Origin of the sequence: Sphingomonas panacis, from assembly GCF_001717955.1 — a bacterium.
Taxonomy (GTDB): Bacteria; Pseudomonadota; Alphaproteobacteria; order Sphingomonadales; family Sphingomonadaceae; genus Sphingomonas; species Sphingomonas panacis.
In genome coordinates this window covers 1059314-1078442 of sequence record NZ_CP014168.1, presented here as the reverse complement: position 1 = coordinate 1078442, position 19129 = coordinate 1059314, and the positions used below count along the sequence as shown (strand labels likewise).

Genomic DNA, 19129 nt, shown 5'->3' with positions numbered 1-19129 from the left:
CAAAGAGAGACGATGCGATGCCGAACATGCCGGAACCGGTAGTGTCGAGGCGCGGCGTGCTTGCCGGTGGAGCGGCGACCGCAGTCGTCGCCGCAAGCCCGGCCAATGCCGCGCGTGCAGGCGACAGGCCTGCCGCCGATCCCGCACCGGTGAAGGTTTCGTTTAAGGTCAATGGTGAGCGGCGCGATCTTGCGCTCGATACGCGCACGACGTTGCTCGATGCGCTGCGCGAGCATCTTCACCTCACCGGCACCAAGAAGGGCTGCGATCATGGCCAGTGCGGCGCCTGTACCGTGCTGGTGGGTGGCGTGCGGATCAATTCCTGCCTCAGCCTCGCGGTCATGCACGAAGGCGACGACGTGACCACGATCGAGGGGCTTGGCACCCCCGAAAAGCTTCACCCGCTTCAGGCCGCGTTCGTGCGGCACGATGGCTATCAGTGCGGCTATTGCACGCCGGGGCAGATCTGCTCGGCGGTCGGCGTTCTCGACGAGATCAGGCGCGGCGTGCCGAGCCACGTTCAGGCCGACATTGCGGTGAGCCCTGCCTTCTCGAACATCGAACTGCGCGAGCGGATGAGCGGCAACATCTGTCGTTGCGGCGCCTATTCGAACATCGCCGAGGCGATCGCCGAAGTCGCCGGAGAAAAAGCATGAAGGCTTTCACCTACGAGCGGGCGCATGATCCCGTCGCGGCGGCGCGCGCGGTGGCGGCTAGGCCGGGCGCGCGCTTCATCGCCGGCGGCACCAATTTGCTCGATCTGATGAAGATCGAGGTGGAAACCCCTGTCCACCTCGTCGACGTGCAGGATCTCAAGCTCGATCGGATCGAGCCGACTGACGCGGGCGGACTGCGTATCGGTGCGCTCGTCACCAACACCGATCTGGCCACCGATTCCCGCGTCCGCCGCGAGTACGGCGTGCTCGCGCGCGCGATCGCCGCGGGCGCTTCGGGCCAGCTCCGCAACAAGGCCACCACGGCGGGTAACCTGCTCCAGCGCACGCGCTGCGCGTATTTCTACGACACCAACATGCCGTGCAACAAACGCAAGCCCGGCTCCGGCTGCGCGGCGATCGGCGGGGTTTCGCGCCAGCTCGCGGTGATCGGGTCGAGCGACAAATGCATCGCCACGCATCCGTCTGACATGGCGGTGGCGATGCGCCTGCTCGACGCGACGGTGGAGACGGTCAACGCGGCCGGCGAAACCCGTGCGATCGCGATCGCCGATTTCCACCGCTTGCCCGGCGATACGCCGCATATCGAAACCGCGCTGGCACCCGGCGAGCTGATCACGGCGGTGACGTTGCCCAAGCCGATTGGCGGGCGGCATGTCTACGAGAAGGTGCGCGACCGCGCTTCCTACGCCTTCGCGTTGGTCTCGGTCGCGGCGGTGATCCAGCCCGACGGCACCGGCCGAGTCGCGCTCGGCGGTGTCGCGCACAAGCCGTGGCGCGATGCGGCAGCGGAGGCAGAGCTGCCGCGCGGCGCGAGGGCGGTCACCGCCAAGCTGCTCGCCGGCGCCAAGCCCACGCACGACAATGCGTTCAAACTGCCACTCGCCGAACGCGCGCTGGCGGCGGCGATGGCCGAAGCGAGGACGACCGCATGAAGTTCGAGACGCCTTCGGGCGACAATCCCATCGACCGGATGACCGTGGTCGGCCGCGCGCACACGCGGATCGACGGCCCGCTCAAGACGACCGGTACCGCGCCCTACGCCTATGAGCATCACCGCGAGATCGCCAACCCGGCCTATGGCTATGTCGTCGGCGCGGCGATCGGCAAGGGCCGGATCAGCGCGATCGATCTCGCCCAGGCCAAGGCGGCGCCCGGCGTCGTGGCGATCGTCACCGCCGATACCGCCGGCAAGCTCGGCAAGGGCAAGTTCAACACCGCCAAGCTGCTCGGCGGCCCCGAGATCGATCACTATCATCAGGCGATCGCGATCGTCGTCGCCGAGACGTTCGAGCAGGCGCGCGCGGCGGCAGCGCTGATCCGAATCGATTATGCGCGCGCCGACGGCCGCTTCGATCTCGACGAGGCGCTGAAGACCGCGCCGCTCACGGGCGGTTCCAGCGACGAAGGCAGCGCATCGCCCGGTATCGACCGGGTCGGCCACTTCGAGCAGGCGTTCGCGGCGGCTCCCGTCAAGCTCGACGCGCATTACAGCACGCCGGACCAGAGCCACGCGATGATGGAGCCGTTCGCCTCGATCGCATCGTGGCGCGGCGACGCGCTGACGGTGTGGACCTCGAACCAGATGATCGACTGGGGGCGCGGCGATCTCGCCAGGACGCTCGGCATTCCCAAGGACAAGGTCCGGCTGGTATCGCCGTATGTCGGTGGCGGTTTCGGCGGGAAGCTGTTCCTGCGCAGCGATGCGGTGCTCGCAGCCCTCGGCGCGCGCGCGGCGGGGCGGCCGGTCAAGCTCGCGCTGCAACGGCCGCTCATCGCCAACAACACGACGCACCGCCCCGCGACGCGCCAGCATATCCGCATCGGCGCGACCAAGGACGGCACCATCACCGCGATCGCGCATGACAGCGGTTCGGGCGACCAGCCCGGCGGCAGCCCGGAAACAGCGGTCAACCAGACCAAGAAGCTGTACGCGGGCGCCAACCGGATGATCTCGATGCACCTCGCCGAGATCGATCTTCCCGAAGGCAATGCGATGCGTGCGCCGGGCGAGGCGCCGGGGCTGATGGCGCTGGAGATCGCAATGGATGAGATGGCCGAGAAGCTCGGCATTGACCCGATCGCCTTCCGCATCAAGAACGACACGCAGGTCGATCCCGAGAAGCCCGAGCGGACATATTCCGAACGGCAACTCGTCCGCTGCCTCGAGGATGGCGCGAAACGGTTCGGCTGGTCGCGGCGCAATGCCAAGCCGGCACAGGTCCGCGACGGGCGCTGGCTGGTCGGCATGGGCGTCGCCGCCGCGTTCCGCGACCATATCAACATGGCGTCGGGCGCGCGCGTCCGGCTCGGCAAGGGCGGCGTCGTCACGGTCGAGACCGACATGACCGACATCGGCACCGGCAGCTACACGATCATCGCGCAGACCGCCGCCGAGATGATGGGCGTACCCGTCGATGCGGTGGTGGTGAAGCTCGGCGATTCGGACTTCCCCGTATCGGCGGGGTCGGGCGGGCAGTTCGGTGCGGCCAATGCCACCGCCGGCGTTTACGCCGCGTGCGTGAAGCTGCGCGAGGCGGTCGCGCAGCGGCTCGGCTTCAACTCGGCGGACACGATGTTCGAGGGCGGCAAGGTGCGCAGCGGCAACCGCTCGGCCGATCTCGCGCAGGCGGCCAATGCCGGCGAATTGGTCGCCGAGGACAAGATCGAATATGGCAAGCTCGACAAGACCTATCAGCTTTCCACCTTCGGCGCGCACTTCGTCGAGGTCGGCGTCGATGCGTTCACCGGCGTCACCCGCGTGCGCCGCATGCTCGCGGTGTGCGCGGCGGGGCGTATCCTCAACCCGCAGACCGCGCGCAGCCAGGTGATCGGCGCGATGACGATGGGCGTCGGCGGCGCGTTGATGGAGGAGTTGACCGTCGACACGCGCTTCGGCTTCTTCGTCAACCACGATCTCGCCGGCTATGAGGTTCCGGTCCACGCCGACATCCCGCATCAGGAGGTCGTCTTCCTCGAAGAAGCCGATGACAAGGCGAACCCGATGAAGGCCAAGGGCGTCGGCGAACTCGGGCTGTGCGGCGTCGGCGCGGCAGTGGCGAACGCGGTCTATAATGCGACGGGCGTGCGAATCCGCGACTATCCGATGACGCTCGACAAGCATCTCGAACGCCTGCCGGCGCTGGTATGACCATCGGAGATCCGACATGAACCCCGCCACCACCGCCGTGCTGTTCATCGAATATCAGAACGATTTCGTGAGCGAAGGCGGCGCGCAGCACGCCGCCGTCGCCGAGGTGATGGCGCGGACCGATATGCTCGCGCACAGCCGCGCGGTCGCGGAGCAGGCGCGTGCGGCCGGCGCCGCGATCCTGCATGCGCCGATCCTGTTCGCGCCCGGCTATCCCGAAGTGCCGAGCGAACCCTATGGCATCCTCGCCGGGATCGTTCAGGCGCAGGCGTTCCGCAAGGGCACCTGGGGCGCCGAGATCGCGTCCGATATGGCGCCCGCCGAGAACGATATCGTGATCGAGGGCAAGCGCGGGCTGGATTGCTTCGCCAGCACCAACCTCGATTTCATCCTGCGCCAGCGTGGAATCACCGATCTCGCCATCGCCGGGTTCCTGACCAATTGCTGCGTAGAATCGACCATGCGCTCGGCCTATGAGCGTGGCTACCGGGTGGTCACGCTGACCGACTGCACCGCCACGCTCAGCGCGGCCGAACAGGAAGCGTCGATCACCAAGAATTTCCCGATGTTCTCGCGTCCGCTCGATCATGTCGCCTTCTTGGCGGAACTTGCCGGCTGAGCTTTGTCGCCGTTGCGCCCGTCGTCGATCGATTCGAGACGATCGGTAGCCTGTGTGCGTGCTGGACATCCGGCCACGCTGATCCAGGCCGCCATCAACCGTGAAGACGATCAGCTCGCGCTTACATTTGGCGCGATCTTCAAGAATCCTGCTATACTGTACTTTGAAGCTGCTGGGCGCATGATCCCTATACCGATCATAGGTTCTTCTTAACCTCTGCGCCTGCATAGCCATATCTGGAGGTTCTTGGCATGTTGCGCCGTTTCTACACTTGGCTCAGCTTCGCAGGCGAACCCGATATTCGGGTCGCGCAATATGGCGAGCTGAAACGGCAGATACCTCTCATGTATTCGCTGCTCGTCCTGAACGCGTGCGCGGTAAGCTACACCCATTATGCTTACGCACCGGGGTGGTTGACGCTGGGCGCCGCCGGCGGGCTGATCCTGGTGTGTTGCTGGCGAATGACGATATGGGCGTTTGCGCCTCCCGTCACCGCGATCGACGCGGTGGTCGCCCGCCGGACGTTGCGCAGGACGACGGCTTTCGCCGGCCCGCTCTGCGTGGCCTTCGTCGGCTGGTCGCTGACGCTCTACCGATATGGAGGCCCGTCCGAGCAAGCGCATGTCTCGCTTTTCGTCGCCGTCACGGTGATCGGTTGCATCTTCTGCCTGATCAGCGTCCCGCAGACGGCGTTTCTCGTCACCATAACGGTGTTGAGCCCGTACCTCATATACAATTTTCTCCACGGCAGCTCGGTCTTCATCGCGATGGCGCTCAACATCGTTTTGGTGTCGGGCGTGATGATCCGGGTGTTGCAGAACAGCTTCGCGGCATTCGCGACTCTCGTCCGATCGCAGGTGAGCCTTGCGGCGGAGCAGGCCGAGGCCGAACGCCTGAGCAGGGAAAACGCACGGCTGGCGCTGACCGATGCGTTGACCGGGCTGCCCAACCGGCGGCATTTCTTCGCGCAGCTCGACGCCGTGTTGACATCGCGCAAGCTGACCGGCGAACGGTTTGCCGTCGGCGTTCTCGATCTAGACCGCTTCAAGCCCGTGAACGATACCTATGGGCACGTCTTCGGCGACCGTCTTCTCACCGCTGTGGGCGCGAGACTTGAGAGCGTTGCCAGCAAGACATGCGAGGTGGCCCGGCTCGGAGGCGACGAGTTCGGAATCCTGATCCTGGAGGATATCGACCACGCGCGTGAAATCGGCCAGCGGGTTTGCGACCTGCTGACCGAGCCGTTCGACATCGAAGGGCAGCGGATCGCACTCGGCTGCTCCGGCGGGGTCGCGATCTTCCCGGATGCCGGCGCTTCGGTCCATCAACTGTTCGATCGCTCCGATTATGCGCTATATCACGTCAAGTCGCTCAATCCCGGTACGTGCGCACTCTTTTCGACAGAGCATGAGACTCTCATACGATCCGAACGCGTCCTCGAAGCGGCGATGCAGACCGCCGATTTCGACACGGAACTGCACGTCCAGTTTCAGCCGATCTTCTGTACGGAGAATATGGCCGTGCTCGGCGTCGAAGCGCTGGGGCGCTGGACCAGCCCAACGCTCGGCGCGATAAAACCGGACCAGTTCATCATGGCCGCGGAACGGCTCGGCTTCATGCACGTCATCACCGCCAGCCTGTTCCGGAACGCACTGACGTGCTTCGCGCAAATGCCCGAACGGATCGGGCTTTCGTTCAACCTGTCGGCGCGCGACATCGTCTCCGCCGACACGATCGACCTGCTCATCGACATGATCGAACGGGGGAATATCGATCCCAAGCGGATCACGTTCGAACTGACCGAGACCGCGTTGATGCGCGATTTCGAGGCGGCGGTCGCCAGCATCAAACGCTTGCGCGCGCTTGGGATACGGATCGCGCTGGACGATTTCGGCTCGGGCTATTCAAGCCTGAGCTACCTGCACCGGCTGCCTCTGGACAAGGTCAAGGTCGACCGCAGTTTCATCGCCGACATGGATGAAGCGTCGGGACGCAACATCATTTCCGCGATCCTCGGGCTATGCCAGACGCTCGGACTCGATTGTATCATCGAGGGCGTCGAAACGGATGCTCAACTCCAGCAGTTGCGTGAACTCGGCTACAGAATGGCGCAGGGCTATTTCTTCGCCCGGCCCATGGGGCTCCGCGCATTCCTCAAATCGCTCGACCGGGAATGGGCCACCGATTTCCAACCAGTGCCGGCAGGCAAGCCGAGGCTTCAGATCGTAGCGTGACAGGTCACTGAAAGGCGCTTCTCGGCCCCCCGCCGCCGCGCGGTGGCGACGACATCTTCTTGACATTGGATCCAGTACGGCATGTATTGGATCCAACAAACAGGAGATGGATGTCGTGAGTGAAGGTGTGACACCGTGGATTCGTAACGCATGGTATGTCGGCTGTGCCGCGGACGAGGTCGGAACCGGCCCGCTCGGCCGGACGATCTGTGGTGAGAAGATGGTCTTCTTCCGCACCACGGATGGGTCCGTATCCGCGCTCGAGGATTTCTGCCCGCATCGCGGCGCGCCTCTGTCATTGGGCTTCGTTCGCGATGGCGCTCTGGTGTGTGGCTATCATGGTCTGGCGGCCGACTGCCGTGGCAAGGTCTCCGACATGCCGGGGCAGCGGGTCGGCGGCTTTCCGGCGATCCGTCGCTATCCGGTCATCGAACGCTATGGTTTCATCTGGGTCTGGCCCGGTGACGCGGAAGCGGCGGACCCCGCCAAGCTTCACCATCTGGAATGGGCGGAAAGCCCGCAATGGGCTTATGGCGGCGGCTATTACCATATCGACTGCGACTATCGCTTGATGGTCGACAATCTGATGGACCTTACGCACGAAACCTATGTCCATGCGAGCAGCATCGGGCAGAAGGAGATCGACGAGGCGCCCGTCAAGACTCGCGCCACGCCCGAAGAGGTCGTCACCAGCCGTTTCATGGACGCGATCGTCGCGCCGCCCTTCTGGCAAATGGCACTTCGCGGTGCCGGGTTGCCCGACGACGGACTGGTCGATCGCTGGCAGATTTGCCGATTCACCCTGCCGAGCCATGTCATGATCGAGGTCGGCGTCGCGCTTCAGGGGCGCGGCGGATATGACGCCGAGGATGCGGCCAAGGCATCCTCCATCGTGGTCGATTTCATCACGCCCGAGACCGAGACATCGCACCATTATTTCTGGGGCATGGCGCGCCGCTTCGCCATCGCGGACGCGGCGCTGACCGATACGATCCGCGAAGGGCAGGGCCGGATTTTCGGTGAAGACCTCGAGATGCTGGAGCGGCAGCAGGCCAACCTCAGCCGCTATCCCGATCGCAAGCTCCTCAAGCTCAACATCGATGCGGGCGGGGTTCGCTCGCGCATGATGATCGAGCGGGCGATCGCCGCCGAACAGCCGGGCGCCGAAGCGCAGGAAACCGAGACGGAGGAAATGGTGGCGCTTTGACGGCGGCGCGGGCCAGTCCACAAGCACGCCCATGAACGATCGATCGCCCCCACCCTCGACTCCGACCCCGCCAGCCGCAAAGCCGCTCAAACCCGGCCAGCACGTCATCGTCTCGCTGCGGCGGATGATCGCCGAGGGCACGTTCCAGCCCGGCGAACGGATCGGCGAAGTCGCCACGGCCGAGGCGCTCGGCGTGTCGCGCATGCCGGTGCGCACCGCGCTGCGGGCGTTGGAGGCCGAGGGGCTCGTGGTCAGGCTGGGGGCGCGGGGGTATGCGGCCCGCTCGATCACCGCGTCGGAAATCAACGGCGCGATCGAAGTCCGTGGCGTACTGGAAGGGCTGGCCGCCCGGCGGCTGGCGCAGCGCGGGCTGACCACGGCCGAACAGCACGCCTTTCGAACGTGCCTGGCCGAAGGTGCGGCGATCTTCGCCGATGGTGTGTTGGCCGACGGCGCGCTCGATCTGTTCTACGCTTACAACGTCGCGTTCCACAGCTTGCTGATCGATGCGAGCGGCAACCCGTCGATCGGCTATGCTCTCGCGCGCAACAACCATCTCCCGTTCGCCTCGGCGTCGGCGCTGGCGCTCGACTGGAGCGATCGTCCATCCGAATTCGAGCATCTGCGCGGCGCGCACCAGGCGCATTGCGACGTGATCGACGCGATCCTGCGGCGCGATCCCGACGACGCTGAACGCATCATGCGGGATCATGCCTGGGCGGCGGTCGGCAGCGAGCGCGTGTTCGGGGGGATACCGCCCGGACCGTAGCCGGCGGGCGGCACCGTCAGACCGGCACGCCTTGCGCGGGCGGTAGCGTCGAGATTTCCGACGATCCCGACCAGATGTTGATCCCGCCGTCCTCCGCCGCTGCGTCGATCGCGGCGAGCTCGTCCGCCGTGAACTGAAGGTCTTTCACGGCATCGAGCGAATCGTCGAGCTGTTCGACGGTGCGCGCGCCGATCAGCGCCGAGGTGATTCGCGGGTCACGCAAAACCCAGGCGATCGCCATCTGCGCGAGCGTCTGGCCACGCTGCTTCGCGATTCCGTCGAGCGTGCGGATCGCGGTCAGGTTTCGCTCGCTCAGCAGCGCCTGCGACAGCGATCCCTGTCGGCTCGCCCGAGCGTCTTGCGGCACGCCGCCGAGATATTTGGCGGTCAGCATGCCCTGGGCAAGCGGCGAGAAAGCGATGCAGCCCGTGCCGAGCGCATCCAGCGTGGCGAGCAAGCCCTGCTCGATCCAGCGGTTGAGGATCGAATAGCTCGGCTGATGGATGAAGAGCGGCACCTTCTCTTCGGCGAGGATCGCGGCGGCCTGCCGGGTCAGCCCGGGTTCGTAGGAGGATATGCCGACATACAGCGCCTTGCCCTGCCGGTGGAGCTGGACCAGCGCGCCCATCGTCTCTTCGAGCGGCGTCGCCGGATCGACCCGGTGCGAATAGAAGATATCGACATAGTCGAGCCCCATCCGCTTGAGGCTCTGGTCGCAGCTCGCGATCAGATATTTCTTGGACGAGCCGACATCGCCATATGGCCCCGGCCACATGTCCCAGCCCGCCTTGGTCGAGATGATCAGTTCGTCCCGGTGGCCAGCGAAGTCGGCGGCGAACACGCGCCCGAAATTCTCCTCGGCCGAGCCGTAGGGCGGGCCGTAATTGTTGGCGAGATCGAAATGGGTCACGCCGCGATCGAACGCCCGGCGCAGGATCGCCCGGCCGGTCTCGAACACGTCCGCGCCGCCGAAATTCTGCCACAGCCCGAGGCTGATCGCCGGCAATCGCAGCCCGCTCCGCCCGGTGCGGCGATAGGGCATGCGTCCGTCATAGCGGGCCGGGTCGGCGGTATAGGGCGTGGGAAACGGCATGGTTGATCTCCTCGACGGTCGCGGTTTCGTTTAGCGTGCGTTCGGATGTGAACCAACCCGCTCAGGGGCTCGCGAACGCCCAGCGCAACGTCGTCGCGAGACCGAGCGCCCCGGTGCTGACGATGGGGCGCGCAAGCGGCGGGGACGCTGGCAGGCCATGCATGCGCCGCGCCCATGCCGGCAGCAGATCGACGGCAGCCTGCATCGTCACGCGCTGCAACGGAATCGCAAGCGGGTTGTCGGGCATGTGGCCGAGAACCGTCCGCGCGACCTCGCGGGTGCGATCATCCGCCGCGAGCCGCGCCCGCCCGCCCTCGAGCGCGCGGACCGTACCGGCAGTGTCGCGGGGCGCGGATATCGCACCAAGCGCGTGGCCGATGGTCGCGAAATCCGCGCAGTAAAGATCGGCCTCGGCGCGCGACAACCGGCCGTCGCCATATCGCTGCCACGCCGCGAGAAAGCTCCACGCCTCGGTGACATGCACCCAGCCGAGCAGGTCGGGGTCGTCGGCGCGGTAGGGCGTACCGTCGGGCAACGTCCCCGTGATCCGGCCATGAATCTCGCGGACACGCGCGATGGCAGCGGCGGCTTCTGCCCTGTCTCCATAGGTCGTGATCGAGACGAACCGCGCCGTCCGCCGCAGTCGCCCCAGCATGTCGGCGCGAAACCCCGAATGATCCCACACGCCCGCAAGCACCGCCGGATGGAGCATCTGGAGCAGCAGTGCCGTCACGCCGCCGATCATCATCGTCGTGACGTCGCCATGAACCCGCCAGATCGGCGAGGACGCGGCGAACAGCGCCGTGTCGCTGCGGATGACGGGCTGCTCGCCGCGTGCCTGATCGTTGAACAACGCCTGCACGCGCCGCACGATGCTGCGCCTGGCGCGATGCTGAAGCGAGAAGCCTTGACCGGTCATTCACGCCTGAACGCACCCGCGCCGATTTGGTGGCCGACGTTCGGATTAGGGCGCCATCAGGATCAGCGCGTCGAGTGCGATTGCCCCGTGCGGATAGACGATCACCGGGTTGAGATCGATCTCGGCGATGCTCGGCGCGGACTGCATGATCCGGCCGACCGTCGCCACCAGCTCGGCCACCGCGCCCACGTCGAGCGCGGGCGATCCGCGAAACCCCCGCAACAGCGCCGCGCTCTTGAGCTGGTAGAGTTCCCGCTCGATCGCCGCGACCGGCAGGTCGGGCGTCAGCAGCCGGACATCGTGGAGGATTTCCGCCGTCACGCCGCCGAACCCGACCAGAATCACCGGACCCCATTCGGGATCATTCTTCGCGCCGACGATCAGCTCGACCCCGCGCTGGCCCATCGCCTCGATCAGCACGCCGTCGAGCGCCAGACCGGGGTCATAGGCGGCGACATTGGCGTAAAGCCGCGCCCAGCCGTCGCGCAGCGCATCGGCATCGGCGAGGTTGAGGATCACGCCGCCGGCATCGCTCTTGTGGCTGAGATCGGGCGATTGCGCCTTGATCGCGACCGGATAGCCGAGCGTCTCCGCCCCCGCGAGCGCCGCCTCGACGGTGGTCGCGAACACGCCGGCGGGCACGGGAATGCCGAGCGGAGCCAACAGCGCCTTCGCCCGATATTCGGGCATCACGCCCCCCGCCGGCAGATCGAGACCGGCGATCGGCTCCGCGGCCGCTTCCGCGAAATCGCGCCCGCCAAGCGCCGTCAGCCGCTTGAGCGCACGCAGCGCGCGTTCGGTCGAGGGGAAGTACGGGATGCCGAGTGCGCGAAGCTGCGCGAGATACTCGGCCGACACTGCGGCGCCTTCGTCCAGCCCGGCGAAGATCACCGGCTTGGCGGGCCTGAGCTCGGACACCGCGCGCAGGATCGGCGGCAGCTTGATGCCGACCGTTACCGGATCGGTCTGGATGATGCCGGCGACGATGCTGCCGAAACGATCGTCGCCGAACAGCGCGGCGAGCGTGCGGTAGTAGAGGTCGGGATCGACCAGCCCCTGTGCGGTCAGGTCGAGCGGATTGCTCACCCCCACGAACTCGGGCAGCGCCGCGCGCAAGGCGGGCGCGGAGGCATCGTCGATCACCGGCAGATCGAGGTCGAGTGCCTCGCACAGATCGAGCGTCAGCGCCTTGAACGCGCCCGATTCGCCGAGCACCGCGACGCCTGCGGGCGGAACGGTCGGACAACGCAGCGCGATCTCGGCGATGTCGCCAAGCTCCTCCAGCGTTTCGGCGAAGACCACGCCGGCCCGTTCGACCTTCACGCGCATCACCGCATAGTCGCCCGCCATCGCGCCGGTATGCGTCGCGGCGGATTCGCGCGCCGCGCTCGATTTGCCGGGATGCAGCAGCACGATCGTCTTGCCGAGCGTCCGCGCGCGCAGCGCCGCCGCGAGGAAGCGCTGCGGTTTACGAAATTGTTCGACGATCATCGCGATCACGTCGGTGGCGGGATCATCGAGGAGATATTCGACATAATCCTCCACGCCCGAGGCTGCTTCATTGCCGGTCGAAACCGAGAAGGACAGGCCAAGGTCGCGGCTCGCCAGCATCGTGCCCAGCACGCACGCCATCGCGCCGCTCTGCGAAACGATGCCGATGCCCTTGCGATCGCCCAGCGGCACCGCGTTCGTCTCGACGAACGTGAGCGGTATGCGATCGATGAAGTTGGTCATGCCGAGGCAGTTCGGCCCCTCCACCACCATGCCGGTCTCGTGTGCGATCCGGCCGATCTCGCGCTGTTCGGCCAGCCCTTCCTCGCCCCCTTCGGCGAACCCGGCCGAGAAGATCACCGCTGCGCCGACGCCACGCGCCGCCAGCGCCTTGACCGTGTCGAGCACCGCCACGCGCGGGATCGCCAGCACCGCCGCATCGACGCCGTCGGGGAGATCGGCGACCGAGGCGAGGCAAGGCCGCCCGCCGATCTCGGCGCGCTTCGGGTTGATGAGGTGGATCGCCCCGGAAAAGCCGTTGCGATCCAGGTTGGCCAGCACCGACGCGCCGAGCGCGCCGGGCTTGTCGGATGCGCCGACGATCGCGACCGATCGGGGCCGAAGCAGCCGGTCGAGCGTGTGACCGGTTGCCAAAGCGGCGGGTGGCGTCAGGGTCTCGACCGTCATGATGTCCGCTCCCGCTCAGCGCTGCTTGGTCTTGTCATAGGCGCCAAGACCGGGCTTGTAGGTCTTGTCGTCGATGAACTGCTTGATGCCTTCCTTGCGGCCCTCGCTGTCGTAGCTGTTGGCGGCTTCCTGCGCGCGGATCAGATAATCCTCGGCATTGTCATAGGTCATCTCGCGCACGCGGCGGATCGAGTCCTTGGTCGCCTTCAGCGCGACCGGGTTCTTCTTGAGCAGCACCGCCGCCACCTCGGCGACGCGCGCCTTGAGCTGGTCGAGCGGCAGCGCTTCGTTGACGAAGCCCCATTCGACCGCGGTCTTGCCGTCGATATTCTCGCCCATCATCGCATGGTACATCGCGCGCCGGAACGAGGTGAGTTCGGTCGCGACCTTGGCAGCGCCGCCGCCGGGCAGGATGCCCCAGTTGATCTCGCTGAGGCCGAATTGCGCGTCTTCCGCCGCGAAGGCGAGGTCGCACGCGAACAGCGGGCCATAGCCGCCGCCGAAGCACCAGCCGTTGACCATCGCGATCGTCGGCTTCTGATACCAGCGCAGCCGCCGCCACCAGCCATAGCTTTCGCGCTGCGCCTTGCGCGTGCCGCCAAGTCCGTCCACCTCGGTCTCGCGGAAATATTCCTTGAGATCCATGCCCGCCGACCAGGCGGTGCCTTCGCCGGTCAGCACCAGCACGCCGACATCCTCGCGGAACTCGAGATCGTCGAGCACGCGCATCATCTGGCGGTTGAGGCGGGGCGACATGCAGTTGCGCTTGTCGGGCCGGTTGAAGCTCACCCAGGCGATGCCGTTTTCGACGGTGACGGCGACGGTCGCCAGTTCAACGGGGTCGATGGTCATGAAGAAGTCTCCTGATGGGGCCGTCAGCCGACGGCGTAGATGCTGATGAGAACGTGGTCGGGCCGGCGCAGCCCCGCACCAACGAAGAGGGTCCGGCGCAGCCAATCGTGTGGGCCGGCGGCGACGGTGAAGCGCGGCGCGGTGCGGAAATAATATAGCGCCGGATCGACTGGCTCACCGCGCGCGAGCCGATCGCTCACCTCGGGCGCGGCGACGCGGACACCACGATTGCGAACTTCGATGATCGTCCCGTCGTGCGCCATGATCGCATAGCGCGCGTCGAGTTCGGTCACGCCATCGGAGTCGATCGTCTGCCAGTCCGCGCCGAGCGGCATGACGACGCCGTGCAGGCGCGGCCCATCGACCGAACCGCCCGTGATCGGGATGCAGCGGCGGCGATGGCCGTCGACCAAGCCCGTCTCGACCGGCGCGGACACCGCCACCCGGATCGAGAAAACGAAGTCGAGGGTCGGGACGGAGGAGTCGGTCACCGGCGATCAGATCGGGAAATGGCCGGGCTGAGTCTCGATCGTGATCCAGCGCAACTCGGTGAAGCTGTCGATACCGGCCTTGCCGCCGAACTTGCCGTAGCCCGACGCCTTGGTGCCGCCGAACGGCATCTGCGCCTCGTCATGCACTGTCGGCCCGTTGACGTGGCAGATGCCCGACTTGATCTGCCGCGCGACGCGAAGCCCCCGCGCGGTGTCGCGCGTGAACACCGCCGCCGACAGACCATATTCGGTATCGTTGGCGAGGTCGATCGCATGGGCTTCGTCACGTGCGCGGATGATGCCGACGACGGGGCCGAAACTCTCCTCGCGGAACAGCTTCATGTCGGGCGTCACCTTGTCGATGACATGCGCGGGCATCAGCACGCCATCGGCCGCGCCACCATTGGTCTGCACCGCGCCGGCGGCGACCGCGTCGTCGATCAGCCCCTGAACATGGCTGACCGTCTTGAGATCGACCACCGCGCCGAGCGGCGTCTTGCCGTCGCGCGGATCGCCGACCGGCATCGTGCCGACCTTGGCGGCGAATTTCTCGACGAAGGCATCCGCAATCGCATCGACCACGATGATCCGTTCGGTCGACATACAGATCTGGCCCTGGTTCATGAACGCACCGAACGCGGCCGCCTTCACCGCCTCGTCGAGATCGGCGTCGTCGAGCACGATCAGCGGCGCCTTGCCGCCGAGTTCGAGCAACGCGGGCTTGAGGTTGTCGGCGCAGCGCCGCGCGATGATCCTGCCCACCGCGGTCGATCCGGTGAAATTGACCCGGCGCACGGCGGGATGGTCGATCATCGCGCCGACCACGTCGCCGGCATCGGCGGGCGCGTTGGTGATGAGGTTGACGATGCCATCGCCGAAACCCGCCTCGATGAACGCTTCGATGATCAGCGCATGCGTGCGCGGACACTGTTCGGAGGCCTTGAGCACGACGGTATTGCCGCACGCCAACGGGACCGCGATCGCGCGCGTGCCGAGGATGATCGGCGCGTTCCACGGCGCCATGCCGAGCACCACGCCCGCCGGTTCGCGCAGCGCCATCGCGATGCAGCCCGGCTTGTCGGACGGGATCACCTCGCCGCTGATCTGCGTGGTCAGCGCCGCCGCCTCGCGCACCATGCCGCTGGCGAGCATCAGGTTGAAACGTGCCCAGCCTTCGGTCGCGCCGATCTCCGCCATCATCGCCGCGACGAAATCCTGGGCTTTGGCGTCGAGCGCGTCGGCCGCCCTGAGCAGCAACATGCGGCGTGCCGTCGGGCCAACCGCCGACCATGCCGGGAAGGCCGCAGCCGCCGCATCGACGGCGGCGGTCGCATCGGCGACGCTCGCGGCGGCGGCGCGCGTGGCGACCTCACCCGAGACGGGGTTGGTCCGCACATACTGTTCGGGGGTGGCGCGTGGCGTACCGCCGATCGAAAGGGCTACTTCGCTACCTGACACAAGCGCTCTCCTGTTTTATTGTTATGAAACATACCAATGTTGTGTTTCCGGCGCAAGCTCGGTAGCGCGATATTTATGGAGGCAGCGAACGAACCGACATTGCAGGACTCGATCTCGGACCGGCTCGGCTATGTTCTGCGCCGTGCGTCCGGGGTGATGATGGGCGCGCTCGGCGTCGCGCTGGCGGAGATCGGCCTCCGTCCGGTCGAGGCGACGATCCTGATTCTGGTCGGCGCCAACACCGGCTGCACGCAAAGCGAGATCAGCCGGCTGCTCGGTATCAAGCGCGCCAACATGGTGCCGTTGATGGCGGGGCTGGTGAACAAGCGCCTGATCGAGCGATATCCGGTCGACGGCCGGTCCTTCGCATTGTCGCTGTCGCTCGAAGGCGTCGCCCAGCGCGACGCCGCGGACGCGATCATGCTCGCGCACGAGCGGCGCTTCGAAGCTTTGTTCTCCGGCCAAGACATCGAGGCCCTGCGCGTGGCGCTGGCACGGATCGCGCAGTTGGACACCGCGGCGCAGGAATAACGCGGCGCGCGATGCGCGATGGAATCGCCGCCGCTGTCACGCGGGCGTCACGCATCCACCATAGGGGCGCGTGGAGGCGGCCGGGAAATCGCAAAAGCGATTCGATGCCGAAACAACGCCCGACGGGGCGGCGGTTTGCACCTTGATGACGCTCCGGCGGCAGCCGACCGGGCGTGACTTTTCGACATTCAAAAACGTGCCACAGGCGCCGGTGACTCGGGGCCGAAAAGGGATACTGACATGCGTCTTTCCAAGACTGTTCTGCTCGCCGGTTCGATGCTGGCCGCGCTGCTCGCGCCCCACGCCGCGCTCGCCGAAACCCCGCCAGCGCCCGAGAGCGCGCCCGCCGCGCCGGAAGCGCCTGCGAGCGGCGATGCCGGCACCGAAAGCCCCGACATCGTCGTGCTCGGCTTCGGCAAGAGCCGTCAGGTGCAGACCGTCGACGCGCTCGACATCGCGCGCATCGTCCCCGGCGCCAGCCCGCTCAAGGCGATCGAAAAGCTGCCCGGCGTCAACTTCCAGTCTGCCGACGCGTTCGGCAACTACGAATGGGCGGTCCGCATTTCGCTGCGCGGCTTCAACCAGAACCAGCTCGGCTTCACGCTCGACGGCATTCCGCTCGGCGACATGAGCTACGGCACCACCAACGGGCTCCACATCAGCCGCGCGATCATCTCCGAGAACGTCGGCAGCACCGACGTCGCGCAGGGTGCGGGCGCGCTCGGCACCGCCTCGACCAGCAATCTCGGCGGCACGATCCAGTTCCACAGCGATGACCCCAAGGACACGATGAACGTGACCGGATCGGGCACCTACGGCTCCAACAACACCTGGCGCGGCGTCGCACGGCTCGATTCCGGGCTGATCGGCGACACCGTCAAGGGCTATATCAGCTACGCCTATTACAAGACCGACAAGTGGAAGGGCTACGGCCAGCAGAAGCAGCAGCAGGTCAACGCCAAGGTCACCGCCGATCTCGGCACGCTCGGCGACATCTCGGCCTACTTCGCCTATTCGGATCGCAAGGAAAACGACTACCAGGATCTCAGCCTGGACATGATCAAACGTCGCGGTCTCTCGCTGGACAACATTAGCAACAATTACCCGCTCGCCATCGCGATCGCCACCGCGGCGCAGGCCGGCCAGCCGCTCCCCGGCGGCGGCACGCTCGACGACAGCTATTACGACGCCGCCGGTTTGCGCCGCGATTATCTCGGCGGCGTGACCTTCAACGCCAAGCTGGCGCCCGGCGTCACCGTCAAGACCACCGGCTATTATCACGAGAACACGGGCCAGGGCTCGTGGATCACGCCGTACAATCCCACTCCGCTCGGTGCGCTGAACACCGATGGCACGCCGATCACCAACCCCGCGCCCTTGTCGTTCCGCACCACCGAATACGGCCTGAAGCGCGGCGGCATCATCAGCGCGCTGAGCTATGAGGCTGGCGCCAACACCTTCGGTTTCGGCGGCTGGTACGAGAGCAGCACGCTCAACATCGCGCGCCGTCTCTACGGCATGACGCTCGGCACGCCCAACCGCAGCGCGCTCGACTATCAGAGCAACCCCTATGCGACCGCATGGGATGGCAAGTACGACACCGACACGCTGCAATATCACGTCGAGGACACGCTCAAGCTGGCCGGCGACACGCTCGAAATCTCCGCCGGCTGGAAGGGTGTGCAGGTCATCAACAACGCCAAGCTGCGGGTCGGCACGTTGGCGCAAGGCCGGATCGACGCGCGGGACTGGTTCCAGCCGCAGGCGAGCGTGCTGTACCGCGCAACCCAGAATGTCGAGCTGTTCGCTGATTATACCGAGAACATGCGCGCCTTCACCAGTTCGGCCGCCGGCGGTCCCTTCGCGACCACGCAGGTGCTGTTCGATGCGGTGAAGAATACGCTCAAGCCCGAGAAATCCAAAACCGTCGAAGGCGGCGTGCGGCTGCGTAGCGGCGGCTTCCAGGCGTCCGCGGTCGGCTATTACGTCGATTTCAGCAACCGACTGCTGTCGGTCGCGAACGGCGTCGGCATCCTCGGCAACTCGCCGACGCTCAACAACGTCGGCAGCGTCCACACCTATGGCGGGGAATTCTCGGTCAATTACCGGATCGTCCAGCCGCTCTCGATCTTCGCGAGCTATTCGTACAACCACTCGCAATATCAGGATAACGTCAGCACCGCGATCACGCGCGACACGCCCGACGGCCTTATCCACACCAAGGGCAAGACCGCCGTCGATAGCCCCGAGCATATGCTCAAGGGCGAGATCGTCTATGATCAATACGGCATCACCGCCCGCGTCGGCGCCGACTACATGAGCAAGCGCTACTTCACCTACTCCAACGACCGGTCGGTGCCCGGCCGTGTCACGATGGACGCCAGCATCGGCTACCGCTTCGACGGCGACGGCCCGCTGCACGGCTTCGCGATCGTCGGCAATGTCACCAACCTCACCGACAAGAAGTACATCGCGACGATCGGCTCGAACGGCTTCACCAACAGCGGTGACAATCAGACGCTGCTGGCCGGAGCACCGCGCCAGTTCTTCGTGACCGTCAAGAAGGGCTTCTAATAAGCGGACGATGGACGGCTTGCCGCCGTCCATCGTCCAGTGCCGCTCGCGCCCGGATCGAAAGAGGATTGCTGCCAACCGGCGCATTTCATTTTGGTCCGGGTCGCGGGATTCAGCGATCGAAACCCAAACGCACTCCCTTCCACTTGGCAACACGCGTCGGGCCGAACCAACAGATGGGTGACAGCCCGAGCCCGAACAGGGGGGTGGCTGCCTGCCCGATATAGCCTCCCATTTGCGCGCAAGAACTCGCCGGGCCGCTTCGCTTTTTGGCGACTGGCCGCTTCGATCGCGCGCGGTGCTACAAGCACCTCTCATTCAGCCGCTTTGCGATTTCCCCTATATTCCTCTGCAACGGCTCTGAACGGGCCGCCCTTTT

15 protein-coding genes are annotated in these 19129 nt (G+C 66.1%); 9 read left to right on the top strand and 6 right to left on the bottom strand.

The genetic code is table 11. The features are described from left to right. Window positions 1-17: 17 nt before the first annotated feature. The 7 genes from paoA (at window position 18) to J0A91_RS04770 (ending at window position 8654) form a co-directional block, all read left to right on the top strand. Window positions 18-656, top strand: coding sequence for an aldehyde dehydrogenase iron-sulfur subunit PaoA (paoA, locus tag J0A91_RS04800; protein ID WP_069203951.1), 639 nt, complete (start codon window positions 18-20; stop codon window positions 654-656). Beyond that, entirely contained in the window at window positions 653-1609 is a 957-nt protein-coding gene (locus J0A91_RS04795; RefSeq protein ID WP_069203950.1) for an FAD binding domain-containing protein, read from the top strand. Before paoA ends, J0A91_RS04795 begins: the two co-directional genes overlap by 4 nt. Further along, window positions 1606-3825 carry an aldehyde oxidoreductase molybdenum-binding subunit PaoC gene (gene paoC, locus J0A91_RS04790; protein WP_069203949.1) on the top strand — a complete coding sequence of 740 codons (2220 nt, stop codon included), beginning with the start codon at window positions 1606-1608 and terminating at the stop codon, window positions 3823-3825. Before J0A91_RS04795 ends, paoC begins: the two co-directional genes overlap by 4 nt. A gap of 16 nt (window positions 3826-3841) precedes the next feature. Further along, entirely contained in the window at window positions 3842-4444 is a 603-nt protein-coding gene (locus J0A91_RS04785; protein ID WP_069203948.1) for a cysteine hydrolase family protein, read from the top strand. 251 nt (window positions 4445-4695) lie between these two features. After that, window positions 4696-6678 carry a putative bifunctional diguanylate cyclase/phosphodiesterase gene (locus J0A91_RS04780; protein ID WP_069203947.1) on the top strand — a complete coding sequence of 661 codons (1983 nt, stop codon included), beginning with the start codon at window positions 4696-4698 and terminating at the stop codon, window positions 6676-6678. A 115-nt stretch (window positions 6679-6793) separates the two neighbouring features. Continuing rightward, window positions 6794-7885: an aromatic ring-hydroxylating oxygenase subunit alpha gene (locus J0A91_RS04775; protein WP_240502207.1), complete on the top strand. Its 1092-nt coding sequence runs from the start codon at window positions 6794-6796 to the stop codon at window positions 7883-7885. Between the two features lie 31 nt (window positions 7886-7916). Continuing rightward, on the top strand, window positions 7917-8654 hold the full coding sequence (locus tag J0A91_RS04770; RefSeq protein ID WP_069203945.1) for a GntR family transcriptional regulator: 738 nt from the start codon (window positions 7917-7919) through the stop codon (window positions 8652-8654). Between the two features lie 16 nt (window positions 8655-8670). On the opposite strand, the gene mgrA is transcribed toward J0A91_RS04770, so the two are convergent. The 6 genes from mgrA to J0A91_RS04740 all read right to left on the bottom strand — a co-directional run bounded on the left by mgrA (window position 8671) and on the right by J0A91_RS04740 (window position 15645). After that, window positions 8671-9747 carry an L-glyceraldehyde 3-phosphate reductase gene (gene mgrA, locus J0A91_RS04765; protein WP_069203944.1) on the bottom strand — a complete coding sequence of 359 codons (1077 nt, stop codon included), beginning with the start codon at window positions 9745-9747 and terminating at the stop codon, window positions 8671-8673. Window positions 9748-9808: 61 nt separating this feature from the next. Beyond that, on the bottom strand, window positions 9809-10666 hold the full coding sequence (locus J0A91_RS04760; RefSeq protein WP_069203943.1) for an oxygenase MpaB family protein: 858 nt from the start codon (window positions 10664-10666) through the stop codon (window positions 9809-9811). Between the two features lie 45 nt (window positions 10667-10711). Further along, complete coding sequence (locus J0A91_RS04755; protein WP_069203942.1) at window positions 10712-12844, bottom strand: acetate--CoA ligase family protein; 2133 nt, start codon at window positions 12842-12844, stop codon at window positions 10712-10714. 15 nt (window positions 12845-12859) lie between these two features. Continuing rightward, complete coding sequence (locus J0A91_RS04750; protein ID WP_069203941.1) at window positions 12860-13696, bottom strand: p-hydroxycinnamoyl CoA hydratase/lyase; 837 nt, start codon at window positions 13694-13696, stop codon at window positions 12860-12862. 23 nt (window positions 13697-13719) lie between these two features. Further along, entirely contained in the window at window positions 13720-14187 is a 468-nt protein-coding gene (locus J0A91_RS04745) for a DUF3237 domain-containing protein (protein ID WP_069203940.1), read from the bottom strand. 6 nt (window positions 14188-14193) lie between these two features. Then, the gene (locus tag J0A91_RS04740; RefSeq protein ID WP_083224513.1) at window positions 14194-15645 is read right to left on the bottom strand and encodes an aldehyde dehydrogenase; all 1452 of its coding nucleotides are present in this window, start codon (window positions 15643-15645) and stop codon (window positions 14194-14196) included. 75 nt (window positions 15646-15720) lie between these two features. On the opposite strand from J0A91_RS04740, the gene J0A91_RS04735 reads away from it, so the two are divergent. Next, entirely contained in the window at window positions 15721-16176 is a 456-nt protein-coding gene (locus J0A91_RS04735) for a MarR family winged helix-turn-helix transcriptional regulator (protein ID WP_069203939.1), read from the top strand. Between the two features lie 240 nt (window positions 16177-16416). Then, window positions 16417-18750 (top strand): TonB-dependent receptor, encoded by a 2334-nt coding sequence (locus J0A91_RS04730; RefSeq protein ID WP_206364989.1) that lies wholly within the window; start codon window positions 16417-16419, stop codon window positions 18748-18750. Window positions 18751-19129 lie beyond the last annotated feature (379 nt).

What these genes read in the sequence shown, in the direction of transcription:
- paoA (WP_069203951.1), top strand. Translation starts at nt 18, where the DNA reads ATGCCGAACATGCCGGAACCGGTAGTGTCGAGGCGCGGCGTGCTTGCC.
- J0A91_RS04795 (WP_069203950.1), top strand. Translation starts at nt 653, where the DNA reads ATGAAGGCTTTCACCTACGAGCGGGCGCATGATCCCGTCGCGGCGGCG.
- paoC (WP_069203949.1), top strand. Translation starts at nt 1,606, where the DNA reads ATGAAGTTCGAGACGCCTTCGGGCGACAATCCCATCGACCGGATGACC.
- J0A91_RS04785 (WP_069203948.1), top strand. Translation starts at nt 3,842, where the DNA reads ATGAACCCCGCCACCACCGCCGTGCTGTTCATCGAATATCAGAACGAT.
- J0A91_RS04780 (WP_069203947.1), top strand. Translation starts at nt 4,696, where the DNA reads ATGTTGCGCCGTTTCTACACTTGGCTCAGCTTCGCAGGCGAACCCGAT.
- J0A91_RS04770 (WP_069203945.1), top strand. Translation starts at nt 7,917, where the DNA reads ATGAACGATCGATCGCCCCCACCCTCGACTCCGACCCCGCCAGCCGCA.
- mgrA (WP_069203944.1), bottom strand. Translation starts at nt 9,747, where the DNA reads ATGCCGTTTCCCACGCCCTATACCGCCGACCCGGCCCGCTATGACGGA.
- J0A91_RS04760 (WP_069203943.1), bottom strand. Translation starts at nt 10,666, where the DNA reads ATGACCGGTCAAGGCTTCTCGCTTCAGCATCGCGCCAGGCGCAGCATC.
- J0A91_RS04755 (WP_069203942.1), bottom strand. Translation starts at nt 12,844, where the DNA reads ATGACGGTCGAGACCCTGACGCCACCCGCCGCTTTGGCAACCGGTCAC.
- J0A91_RS04750 (WP_069203941.1), bottom strand. Translation starts at nt 13,696, where the DNA reads ATGACCATCGACCCCGTTGAACTGGCGACCGTCGCCGTCACCGTCGAA.
- J0A91_RS04735 (WP_069203939.1), top strand. Translation starts at nt 15,721, where the DNA reads ATGGAGGCAGCGAACGAACCGACATTGCAGGACTCGATCTCGGACCGG.
- J0A91_RS04730 (WP_206364989.1), top strand. Translation starts at nt 16,417, where the DNA reads ATGCGTCTTTCCAAGACTGTTCTGCTCGCCGGTTCGATGCTGGCCGCG.